This is a genomic window from Pedobacter sp. AC190 (assembly GCF_979258025.1).
Map to the genome: position 1 here is coordinate 4181960 of NZ_OZ409824.1, position 12420 is coordinate 4194379.

Below are 12420 nucleotides of genomic sequence, written 5' to 3' on the forward strand. Positions count from 1 at the left end.
TTACGGCTGCTTAACTGGAATGTGAATGTCAAGACCCGCAATCAACCGCTCAATACTGTCCTCCTCCAGTTGTTCCGCCCTGGTAATTGCCTTAATACGGCCATCCGCAGAAATCCACACATAATGCGGATAGTGCCTGTGCGGGAAAAGTTTTCTGGTCACCTTGGAATGCGTGAATATCACCGGCAACCTGATCTCCTGATTGTCCCTTTTCCTTTTCTCCAGAAATTCCCTCACAATATGCAGCGAATCCGTTGCCGAATCATTAATCAATAAAACCTGCACATTTTTGCCATACTTATCCTGAACCTCCTGCGCATGCGGAATCGCCTTCAGGCAGGCCCCGCACCAGGTACCCCAAAAATCCAGGATTAATGCTTTCCCCTTAAAATCAGAAAACCGGAGTTTACCACCAGGCATATTCAGCGCCTGATCAAATTCCAGATCAGGCACCTTTTCACCAATGTTAAGTGGTTTAAGTTCATCAATATTTTTAGCTAATGGTTTAAGACCCTGCGCAGAAACACCTAAAAAAAGGCAAAGCACAGCCATGACGATCAAGATCATCGATTTTTTCATAAAAATTCAGTTAGTTGATTAAAAAAAATAAAGCCCATCCAGATCAAACGGGCAAAGTAAAAAACAACGGGACAGCCGAACCTATACCCAATTTACAATTCAGATATAACCGCCCCGTCGTCACAGGAAAAAATTAAACAGGATTTTTAGGCTTCAGCGCATACAACCTGTCGAAAGGACAAGCTCGAGGAGCCAAAGAAAGGAAACAGAGAAAATTCGGGAAACCAGACACAAAGCAATCCCCACCATTAAATTTAGATATTAATGGTTTGAAATAATTCCGAAAGCAATGTTTTTGATCCATACCCGTATTGGTTATACGAGTCTTGTATTAAGGGCACTATAGCAGGGCTCTAAATACCGGATTGCAGGTTTCTGACGACCCATGAAACGATATACAATAGAGCCCACAACTCTATAGTGTGTACGAAAGTACGCAAAATATAGTCATGGGCATTAATCTATTGTCTCTTTCAATTGGCAACTTGTCAGAATTTGCAATCGAGACTCTTGAATAATACCACGTTAATTTTATTAGCAATCGCTAATTATCTTACAATGATGTAAATATAACAAAAAAATAAATATGTGGCAATATTGCCACGATATATTTTCCTCAAAACTTCGACTTTCAGTTAATGAGAATTCAGTACCGAAATCTTTATGAAGTCATAGGAAAAAACGTAAGGTATTACAGGTCATTGAAAAAAATGTCTCAGCAAGCACTTGCAAACAAATGTGATAAAATTGATAGAGCCAAGATTAGTGATATCGAAAATGCTAAAGAGGACTTTATGTTTTCAACCTTGCTTGAAATTTGTACTGGTTTAGAAATAAATTTAACTGAGATTATGACAGATCTCGGTGATGAAACTTATAAATTACAGTAGGAAGTTTAGAATAAAGATTTCCAGCACAATTTATAAATGATAGTTTCCTAAACTTTAGTTTAAGTCCACTCCTCTATTAATCATTTCCTTTAATCTTTTATTTATTTCTATGATATAAATCGTCCATTTATTAACCAAACTCTCCCAGCTTATGAAAAATAAGTTAAGGTGTGTTATCATTGATGATGAAAAACACGCAATTACCCTCCTTACTGGATACATCGAAACAATTCCAGCACTTGAACTTGTAAAGACTTTTACAGACCCCCTCAAGGCACTTTCAAGCATTTACCCAGAAGACAAAATAGATATTATATTTCTAGACATTGAAATGCCCCACATAGATGGTATTGAATTGGCGGTACAATTAAAAACTAAATCAAAGGCAATCATATTTACAAGTGCATATCAACAGTATAGTATTGATGCTTTTGATTTAAGAGCCACTCAGTTCCTAGTGAAACCAATAAAGTTATCCAAATTCACAACAGTTCTAATGAATATAATTGAAACCGACTTCTCAAGTGCAGAAAAGCCAGGAAAAAATATTGTCTTTATAAAAACTGGTGAGAAAGGAAAACTAACCAGAGTGCATAAGCAAAACATCCTGTATTTTGAAGGTGCTAAAAACTACGTAAATATGGTCACAACAGAATGTGAACAACTGGTTTACTTAACCCTCAAAGAAGTAGAAGAACTATTGAGCTCAGACTTATTTTATCGGGTTCACCGATCCCATGTTATCAATGCGCGTAAAATCGAGAAGATTGTGGGCAACACCATAAATTTAGGAAGCGGTTACCAAGTGCAGATGGGAACCTTTTATAAGAATGGTTTAATAAAATTTCTGGAAGAAAAAACATTAATGTCCGGCCGAACATAATCTTTAATAATTCTTACTTTCTGTTAACGGCATGGGTGCCTGTAGAAATAATAATTATACTCGTTGCTGTAGGGTCTGTGCTCAGACCTTCTTGTTGCGGTGCTGATCGATAAACAAATACTGTTTTTTTGACCAACTTTTTAGGGCTTTGTTTCATGTTTTTTTTTCTTGAAACTAGCCTGTTTCCTACCCCTAATAAAAGTTATTACACTGCGGGTAGCGGTGTTTACACCAAAGCGAATATTGCCTACATGAAGAAAATATTAGAAAAACTCAACACCTATAAAATACACATCAGGAGCTGGTTGATTTTCATACCGATTGAAATTACAGTTGTTGGATTGGCTTCTGGGGTTTTCGGAAGGCCTGGTATTTATTTTGTGCATTACATATTAAACATCTTGCTGTTCTATCTCTGTGGAGACCTTGTTTACCCATTAGTATTTAAAAAGAAATTTGCTTGGTTTTGGAAACTCCCAATATCCTTGTTCATCATTTACGCATGTTATCTGGTGATTAACTACTTTGTTGACTATTATATAAATAAGCATACTTCATGGCTGCTTTTTGATGAAATCATACTAAACAGTCGGTATGCATTTGGGGTGTTGTGGCGAGTTTTGCAGTTTATGGGCTTCTCTGCATTCTACTATCTTTTCAAAGAGTACAAAAAGTCCATTTTATCACGAGCACAATTGGAAGAGGCCAGGCTAAATTATATGCTGAAACAAAAGGAAACAGAAGTTAAACTCAGTCATGCAACTAATGCTTATTTAAAAGCACAAATCAATCCTCATTTACTCTTTAATACTTTGAGCGCAATTTATACAGATATTCATATTATTTCACCTCGAACCGCCGAAGCGGTTATGACACTTTCAGATGTTATGAGATTCAGTGTAAACTGTGAAAATACAAATGACTTAATCGAATTAGGAGAAGAAATAGACCAAGTTGAAAATTTAATCAAACTTCATCAAACGAGATTTGAAGATGAATTAAACATAAGCTTTACATACCAAAATGAAATAAGAACAGTAAAGTTTGTGCCTTTGATTTTATTAACTCTTGCAGAAAATCTCTTTAAGCATGGCATTTACACAGACCAAAGTCATCCAGCAATCATTAATTTATCACTTGTAGAAGACACCCTAATTTTAGCTTCATGGAATTTAATAAATCGAAATAAGGAGAATAATGGTTTTGGTAAGGGACTGGAAAACATTCGGCAACGAATTTTATTGATATATCCAGACAGTTCAAAGTTTGAAATTGAAGCCAATGAAGATTTTTTCAAATTAATGATTACAGTTAAAGTTATATAAATCAATAAATCCGACAGTTAATAATTTAAAGTATGGGTTCGTTGAGGGCGCTAGAGTAAATCACAGATTTCTAAATTGGAAAAAAAATATGACAATGCGAGCATTTCATTAATATCAAAGGTCTTCAAGGTCTTAAATGCGCGCGTTAAAATCTCCATCCAAATGGACCACAATGAATTTGAATTGGCTTAGTATTTTTAAGCATCAAGATAAGGGAAAAAGGCCTGCAAAATTGCAGGCCTTTTCTTTTTTGGGCCGTCTTTGTCGTACTATTCACTCAGTCAACATTTGAACCCAATAGAATAGTCATTGTTATGGCAATTCGTTAAGTTAAGCCAATGTGACCAGTTCCGCGGGTAATAAGGCCTTTACCAATGTTAAAGCCTCCGGCTTTTCAAGAATTAGTTTTAGAACAAAGTCTGTATAACCTTTTATCCCGAAATTACGTTCTACAATTCCGAGTAGTCCTTTATTGTTGAATATGGATATGGCTTCAGCATAGTTTTTTTCCCTGATAATGTTTTCAATATAATCCAGTCTTTCGGAATGCCAGGAGTCAATATCAATCTTTGAATTGAACACAGACAGATTTAGTTCGATCTGTTCTTTAGAATTCGCTTTTTCGACATGGGAGTCGTTGAATATGTTATTAATTTTATTGGTCACAAATCTGGAAGTCTGTAATTGCTTTTCCTTTTCCAGTTCTTTAATGACGTCTTCTTTGATCTGAGCCACCCGATCTTTGTAGAGCCTGAGACTAACCAGTTCGAGCAGTTTTTCATCCAGAAATAAATTCTCTACCTCTGCAAGCTTAATGTTAAAAATAAAGTGCTCTTTTAATCCCTGTAATCTTTGACTGGTATGGTGATCGGAATCGATGAGACCATATGCTTTGGTATTCAGGTGCGGAATTTTATTATATGCTTTGGTGAAATTGATGACGTTCAAACAGCCTTCAACTGGCATGATGGTAAAATCAGGAAGCAGTGCACGGTAGATATTTTCATCAATACTTCCCTTCCTGCCCTCGCAAAACAAGATGTTTTTCCGGCTTCCCAACAGTTCTAGCATTAGTTTTTGGGGAATGTTATTTTTAGGAATGGAGTTGATTTCCCATACATTTGGGTAGGTGAAGGATTTTAGCCAGACTTTGGCCGCGCTGTGACGACTTTCGGCGAAATCGAGATCATGGGTTAAATAGATGAAGGTACAATCCTGTCTATGGTGTTCGAGCTTATCCCATATTTTGGATATAATGGTTTTATGGAGGTACATTTCGGGTTCGTCAATGATAATAAATCCTTTCTTGGGTGCCTGGATGACCTGTGAGATCAAATAAAGGGCAGACTTCTCCCCTTCACTGAGTTTTATCGGTTCATAGCTTTCCACTCCCTGGAAGACCATGAGTTTAATACCCTGGACGAGTTTTAGCTTTCTATGATCGAAGACGCTGTTCCAAATCTCCAGCGTGCTTTCCAGTTCAGTTGTCAAACGTTTTTCTGGAACTGTTTCGTCCAGCCGATGGATCGCATAGCTGTAATGTTTTGCAATGAGATTTTCCATGACAAAACCGAACTCTTCTTTAATCTCCAGAAAGTCTTCTATGTTTTTGAAAGTCCTGGATTTCAGGTTCATCGCTGACCATCTTTCTGCACTGGTCTCTGCCATGGGTATTTTATCCAGCTCCGGGATAAACAACACACGCTGCGCCGATATCACCAAACCATTATTGTTCAGGTTTTCCCTTAAATTATCGGCAAGGGAGGTTTTACCGCTTCCATTCGCACCGACGGCAACAACATGGTTGTCGAAGAAACCGAATTTTTTATAGAAGGAAAGATTGAATTTAAGTTTCTGTAACCGTTCATAAATGACTTCGTAGTCTGTCGTGATGCGTGTGATAAATTCTTGTTTCTCAAAAAGGTCTAGGTCATCATACGAGTTCTTAATCACAGGAATGGCCTCCATAAAAAGATTATAGGAATTGATGATGCTTTTCATGAAATTATAGTTGTCGCCTTTTTTGACAACAATCTGGTTGAGCTCCAGGAGCGTTCCCCTCCATGAATCCATATCAGCAAGGTCAACTCCAGCCGGGCGGTTAGCCAGGCAGGCATCATAAATGTCAACGAGTTTTTTTGAGTCTTTTATCAGTTCCATATTTGGATTGTTTAGGCAAACCAATTCGGATCCAATGACAATGTTAGAAACATGACCACAAAGAGGGAAAGGAGAGCACGTAAAAATAGAAAAATCATTGAGAAAAAAATGAGTCTTTTCTCATTTGAAATTGCTCATCTAACTTGAGCAGCTATCTGGTTTTCGAGAGCACTACCTGGATATTTTTGACAACAACGTAATACTGAGAAGTATTCTCAATTCGAGGAAAGAAATTAAGCAACGGCAGTACATCTAGATTTGAAGCATTTACTTTTTTATGGACAAACTCCTTTTGAGTCTTTCAGGAATATTCTTTTCGAGCTCTAGGGTATCCTTAGAAATAGGAATCCGTTGTAAAATAAAGAAAAAGAATGCAAATACGATAACAACCAAAATAATGGTTTTAAACCCTGGATTGACGCAGTCAACCTTGAGTCCCCATAGATTAACTGAGAAAGATTCTTCTGGTGGAGGTGTAGGTTTGACTCCCATCGATTCTATTTTAAATTAAATTTTAATCAAATTGTGCTTAATACCATAAACAACCAACCCAGTTCTGGTAGTTATATTCAATTTTGCGAACAGCCCTGCACGATAATTGTCTATCGTCCTTGGGCTAACATCCATCAAATTAGCAATTTCCTGATAACCCATCTCTGTAGCGCAATGGTTGATAAATTCAATCTCGCGTCCGTTTAGATCTAATGTTGGAGTTGCGTCATTCCGTAATGCGGATAAAATCTGGCCTGTAACATACTCATTTATGAAAAACCCCCTTTCAAGAATAGTATTTATACCATTTTTCAGTTCTTCTAGGGAACTATTTTTTGATAGATAACCGTTTGCACCAAGTTTTAATGCGGATATTATGTTATCAGGCTCAGAAGAGTTGCTTAAAACCAAAATTTTTGACTCTGGCCATATACTGCGTAGCGTTTTCATGACGAGTTCATCATCTACATTTCCTTTATCAAAATTAACGATATGCAAGTCTGGCTTATCAGATATAAAAAACTTACTCCGTATCTGCTCGGCTTCTTTCGGGTCGAAATCGTAAATAAAGCCCCCAATGACCTGCTGAAGTAGTGATAGCAAACCTTTTCGAAATAGTTCACTACTGTCAAATACGATTAATCTTTTTGGATTCATACAGCAAATTTATGAAATAGAAATAAATATTGCAAATTAGACGCAAAAATAATTGCGTATTAAACGCAAATATTAAAGCTAGAAGGTGCAATTTTTATGCTCATAATAAATTTAGTTTTGAAAAGGTACATGAGCAATTTACCTACACAATTGTTTTCTCACCAATTATATCGTAAAACTCCTTTATTGATATCTGTGAAGTAGCTATTGTTGAACGTTTCTCGTTCCTAACCTCAAGAACTTCCACCATTTTTCTGTCAGGGATTGCAGCGGCATCCCTTTGGAACAAAAGATTAGCGGAAAGCCTAGCCTAAAAGGGACAGCATCAATATTTAGTAGGTTTGTTATAATCAAACCTAAACTTAGCAACAAGCACCTATCCTATTTTCTTATTTACTTAAATTAGCAGCATGACCAGGGAAGAAGTACAGAAACTTGAAGAATTCTTTGCAAATGCAGATAAGCAGGCAACACCGATTTACACTACGCAGTTAAAAAGCCTTTTTTGAAAGGAATTGTTAAACAATCTCAAGTCATAAAATGGTTTCAAGAATACGATACATCCACTGAGCTTAATATCTTTGATGTAGAATTGTGCGACGATTGGGAAAAATGTTATTCCTCGCAACTGCCAAGAGCTGTGCTCACGGCTGAGAAGATTTATGGAGCAAATTTCCACTCTTCTTCTGGGTTTAATGAGCCTTCTATATCACCAATTTTCGCATACGATATTCGATTGCCTTTCTTGCTCTGGGGTCTATTATTTCGAATTGCAATTCTTTTCAACCATAAAACTCAGCTGCACAAAAAAGATGTTTTGGAACGGCGAATAATGATTGAAGTCGAAAAAATTCTTTCTAATAACGAAAAAAAGGTTTTGATTATAAGCCATGCTTTTATCATGAACATGATTAGCAAGTTACTCATCAAAAAAGGATTTAAAGGAGAAAAAATTGGACATCCGGAACATGCTAAGCTCTATGTTTTCGAGAGACCTGATTAACCTGTACCACGAACACTACGGCATCGATGAAAACGGAAATGTCCCTGACTATTTCAAATTCAGAGCCCCCTTTACCTCCGCTAGGGAACAGTATTAAAGCGGCATGCAATGGAAAGAAAAGATTCATGAGAAATACCAGACCAGACTGATCAAAACCTATTCCTTCCAGAACAAAAACAACGGCTTACTAAAACATTAGAGCAGCAGCTCAGCGCCGATGGCATAATTTTAAACAAGCGGCCTGCTGATGAAATCCTAAATAAAATCAAAATACTCGAGGATTATCAAGATTTCATGGGCCTGATTTACACCTTCCTGAATTTAATTGAAATCCAATAACGTCTCCCCTGGATCGTTAAAAAACAAGGACCATGACCATCACTTCAGCGTATTTTTGGACGTATTCCATCCATTATATCAAATCTATGAGCAGGAACTCACCCCCACTGGCAGCATCGATAATACCGATATCGTTAACCTGGCCACTGCAAAGTTTAATCTTTAACAAACAACCCCTCAGGGTTTTGGGCTTTAACCTGGTTAGTGCCGATCAGCAGAATTATTTTCAACATTTAAAAGCCTTTTGATGCTTTTTGACCCTATCGTGGACGATTTGAAAACAAAAGGTTTCCCCTGATTATTCTTAAAAACTGTAGGAATTACAATTCAATAAAACCTTACCAGAAAATTTTGAACTTAAAAACTTGACCATCTCGAAAAATACTGTATACAAACATGTCACATCATCTATCCCTTGAGCAAAATAAAATCCCCATAACCTTGGTCAGAAGTTCCACTCTTGATTTTGCGCATCTGCACGGCAACTTATAAGGCGGTCGGCGAGCGTATTTATGCACTATATAGCATTTCCAAAGGCTGTACGCTATGTTGCTGAGCGGCTACAATTTCTCTTGCCCTGACCACATCTCCTATAATAATGATGGCGGGATGGGCCAATCCTTCCCTTAAAGCCATTTGCTGAATATCTTTTACCTCACAAACCCCTTTCCTCTGATGTGGCAATGTAGCGTGTTGAATAATTGCCGCCGGGGTAGATCCTAAACCTGCTAGTTTATAAGCTGAAGAAATTTCTGCCAATTTTTTCATGCCCATATATATCACAACAGTTGCAGATGTTTTCATCGCACAGGCCAGATCTTTCGAAAGGCTTCCGTCTTTTTTCGTTCCAGTAATGATCCACACACTCTCGCTGATTCCGCGATGAGTCAAGGGAACATCTATCAAACCTGATCCCTGCATACTACTGATACCTGGTATGTATTGCGATTTAATTCCATGTGCTTCAGCAAATAACAATTCCTCAAAGCCCCTACCGAAAATAAAAGGATCTCCACCCTTTAAGCGCACCACAACCTGATTAGACAAAGCATATTTTACCATTAATTCATTAATTTCTTCCTGAGGTGTGCATCTTTCATACGGTTTTTTACCAACATAAACCATTTTACATCCCTTTGGAGCAATTTCCAGCAGTTTTGCATTGCACAAATTATCATAAAGTACAACTTCTGCTCTTTTTAGTACATTATATGCCTTAATAGTTAATAATTCTGGATCTCCAGGCCCTGATCCTACTATAAAAAGTTTAATATCATTCATTTTTTTTAACTATTTAATTAATTAACTCACTAATCACAAATAAAAGTGAGTAAAAATTATCAATATTTCCAATATTTTATGATAAAAATCATATTATTATTGATTTTTATAATATTAAATCTATATTTGAATATCATAAATCATAAAAATCAATAAAATATATTGATTTCAAAGCTAAAAACATCAAATAAAAAGCAATAAAGTGTGATCAACTTAAATAAAAAGTCGAAAAAATTAAAATAAACATCCATCAAACTCAAAAAGCACCAAAACCATGAATAAAATAAAACTAATTGTTATCGGAAATGGCATGGTCGGATATAAATTCTGCGAAAAGCTTAAATCTAAATCAAATTCATTTAAACTAATTGTTTTTGGAGAAGAACCCAGGCGGGCTTACGACCGGGTTCATTTGAGTGAGTATTTCAATGGCAAATCTGCTGAAGACCTCTCTATGTCGACATCAACCTGGTATAGGGAACAGGAAATTGACTTACACTTAAACAATCCAGTTATCGGTATCGATAGAATGGCTAAAACAGTTTCAACTTTATCAGGAGAGCGTTTTGGTTATGATTTTTTGGTATTTGCTACTGGTTCCGCTGCATTTGTACCTAATATAAAAGGAATAGAAAAAGAAGGTGTGTTTGTTTATCGCACTATTGATGATCTTGATTTAATTGCAGACTATTCAAAAAATGCTAAAAAGGCTTCAGTTATTGGTGGTGGTTTGCTGGGACTGGAAGCCGCTAAGGCTTTAATTGATTTAGGGATTGAAGAAACCAGCATTATTGAATTTGCTCCCCGATTAATGCCAAGACAGATTGATCTGGCAGGAAGCGAAGTTTTGAAATCGATGCTAGTTGATCTTGGTCTGCAAATCCACCTCAATAAAAACACCAGCAGCATAGCTGGCGAAGCCAATATTAGTGCATTAAAATTTAGTGATGATACTGAAATGGCCGTTGACATGCTTGTCATATCAGCAGGAATAAAACCGAGAGATGAACTGGCCAGGCAATGCGGGATTACAGTTGGCCCAAGAGGTGGAATTGTGGTAGACGCCGAAATGCAGACCAATGACCCTTGTGTTTTTGCCATTGGCGAATGCGCCCTTTTTGAGGAGATGATTTATGGCCTGATTGCCCCAGGTTATGAAATGGCAGAAGTGCTGGCATCTAACCTTAGTGCGCAACCTAAATTGTTCAAAAGCTTCGATATGAGTACCAAGCTCAAACTTATAGGAATTGATGTGGCCAGTTTTGGCGATCCGTTTATTAATGAGCCAGATTGCAAAACTATTGTTTTCGAGAACAAACATAAAGGAATTTACAAAAGAATAAACATTAGTAATGACGGGCAATACCTTTTAGGAGGTATTTTAATTGGCGATGCAACAGCATACAACATGCTGTTGCAAACCAGTGTTAACCGGATTACACTATCCGAAAACCCTGAAGAACTAATATTAGGTAGCCGCGGCGGAGAACAGGCTGGTGCAGGCATCATCAATTTACCCGATGAAGCATTAATCTGTAGCTGCGAAGGCGTAACAAAAGGCGACATCCGCCATGCGGTCATGGAACAAGGCTGCGAAACATTAGACGGCTTAAAGAAATGTACCAAAGCCGGAACGGGTTGTGGTGGCTGTGTACCGATGGTTAAAGATTTGATGCTCGATAACCTGAAAGCGCAAGGCAAATATGTTAGAAATGTGATTTGTGAACATTTCAACTATAGCCGCCAGGAGTTGTATGATCTAATTCATATCCATCAATTAAAAAATTATGATGAGGTCTTGGATAAGCTAGGTGAATCGGATGGATGCGAAACCTGTAAGCCTCTGGTTTCTTCTCTTCTTGCTAGTATTTGGAACGAGATGATCCTTAAAAAGGGGAATGATACCGCCCAGGACAGCAATGACAGGTTTTTGGCCAACATTCAAAAAGGTGGCTCTTATTCTGTTGTACCCCGGGTGCCAGGAGGAGAAATTACGCCAGAAAAGCTAATCGTTATTGGCGAGGTAGCTAAAAAATACAACTTATACACCAAAATTACCGGTGGCCAGAGGATTGATATGTTCGGCGCCCATTTGAATGATTTACCCGTTATATGGGAAGAATTGATTGCCGCAGGATTTGAAAGTGGCCATGCTTATGGCAAAGGATTGAGAACGGTGAAAAGTTGTGTCGGCAGTACCTGGTGCCGTTTTGGATTGCATGACAGCGTGAGTTTTGCCATCCGAATTGAGGAAAGATATCGCGGAATCAGGGCACCGCACAAATTTAAATCTGCAGTAAGTGGTTGCATTCGGGAGTGTGCAGAAGCACAAAGTAAAGATTTCGGCATTATTGCCACCGAAAAAGGCTGGAATCTTTACGTATGCGGCAACGGCGGCAGCAAACCGCAACATGCTTTGTTATTAGCCACAGATATAGACAGCGAAACCTGCATTAAATACATCGATCGTTTTTTGATGTTCTACATCAGGACAGCCGATCCCTTAACACGTACGGCAACCTGGCTGAATAAAATGGAAGGCGGAATTGATTATCTGCGTAACGTAGTGGTAAATGATAGCTTGGGCATGGCAGAAAAATGGGAAGCAGAAATTGAAAAACTTGTTGATACTTATAAGTGCGAATGGAAAGAGGCGGTCGAAAACCCAGCCATTAGAAAACGATTTTCTCACTTTGTGAATGCTCCTGAGGATAAAGATCCGACAATAGAATTTGTAGAAATGAGAGGACAGAAGCGTACTCCCGAATGGAAAACAGTCTAACCAAATATAAAATCAACCAACAAATTATC

Annotated in this window: 10 protein-coding genes; 5 read left to right on the forward strand and 5 right to left on the reverse strand. The window is 37.7% G+C overall.

From position 1 onward, the window contains the following. Positions 1-579 carry a TlpA family protein disulfide reductase gene (locus tag ACZZZI_RS18365; protein WP_463490503.1) on the reverse strand — a complete coding sequence of 193 codons (579 nt, stop codon included), beginning with the start codon at positions 577-579 and terminating at the stop codon, positions 1-3. A gap of 638 nt (positions 580-1217) precedes the next feature. Here ACZZZI_RS18365 and ACZZZI_RS18370 point away from each other — a divergent pair. The 3 genes from ACZZZI_RS18370 (at position 1218) to ACZZZI_RS18380 (ending at position 3677) form a co-directional block, all read left to right on the forward strand. Then, positions 1218-1469: a helix-turn-helix domain-containing protein gene (locus tag ACZZZI_RS18370; protein ID WP_344764115.1), complete on the forward strand. Its 252-nt coding sequence runs from the start codon at positions 1218-1220 to the stop codon at positions 1467-1469. A gap of 151 nt (positions 1470-1620) precedes the next feature. Next, positions 1621-2352 (forward strand): LytR/AlgR family response regulator transcription factor, encoded by a 732-nt coding sequence (locus ACZZZI_RS18375; protein WP_463490506.1) that lies wholly within the window; start codon positions 1621-1623, stop codon positions 2350-2352. Positions 2353-2480: 128 nt separating this feature from the next. Continuing rightward, positions 2481-3677 (forward strand): sensor histidine kinase, encoded by a 1197-nt coding sequence (locus ACZZZI_RS18380; RefSeq protein ID WP_463490508.1) that lies wholly within the window; start codon positions 2481-2483, stop codon positions 3675-3677. Between the two features lie 330 nt (positions 3678-4007). Here the strand turns inward: ACZZZI_RS18380 and ACZZZI_RS18385 are convergent, their stop codons facing one another. The 3 genes from ACZZZI_RS18385 to ACZZZI_RS18395 all read right to left on the reverse strand — a co-directional run bounded on the left by ACZZZI_RS18385 (position 4008) and on the right by ACZZZI_RS18395 (position 6986). Further along, positions 4008-5837 carry an AAA family ATPase gene (locus tag ACZZZI_RS18385; RefSeq protein ID WP_463490510.1) on the reverse strand — a complete coding sequence of 610 codons (1830 nt, stop codon included), beginning with the start codon at positions 5835-5837 and terminating at the stop codon, positions 4008-4010. 267 nt (positions 5838-6104) lie between these two features. Next, on the reverse strand, positions 6105-6329 hold the full coding sequence (locus ACZZZI_RS18390) for a hypothetical protein (RefSeq protein ID WP_463490512.1): 225 nt from the start codon (positions 6327-6329) through the stop codon (positions 6105-6107). 15 nt (positions 6330-6344) lie between these two features. Next, positions 6345-6986, reverse strand: a complete 642-nt coding sequence (locus ACZZZI_RS18395) for a LuxR C-terminal-related transcriptional regulator (protein ID WP_463490514.1) — start codon at positions 6984-6986, stop codon at positions 6345-6347. A gap of 505 nt (positions 6987-7491) precedes the next feature. On the opposite strand from ACZZZI_RS18395, the gene ACZZZI_RS18400 reads away from it, so the two are divergent. After that, entirely contained in the window at positions 7492-7989 is a 498-nt protein-coding gene (locus tag ACZZZI_RS18400; protein WP_463490516.1) for a hypothetical protein, read from the forward strand. A gap of 849 nt (positions 7990-8838) precedes the next feature. Here the strand turns inward: ACZZZI_RS18400 and cobA are convergent. Continuing rightward, the gene (cobA, locus tag ACZZZI_RS18405) at positions 8839-9609 is read right to left on the reverse strand and encodes a uroporphyrinogen-III C-methyltransferase (RefSeq protein WP_463490517.1); all 771 of its coding nucleotides are present in this window, start codon (positions 9607-9609) and stop codon (positions 8839-8841) included. A 274-nt stretch (positions 9610-9883) separates the two neighbouring features. Here cobA and nirB point away from each other — a divergent pair, with 274 nt between their 5' ends. Continuing rightward, on the forward strand, positions 9884-12391 hold the full coding sequence (gene nirB / locus ACZZZI_RS18410; protein ID WP_463490519.1) for a nitrite reductase large subunit NirB: 2508 nt from the start codon (positions 9884-9886) through the stop codon (positions 12389-12391). The last annotated feature ends 29 nt before the right edge of the window (positions 12392-12420 follow it).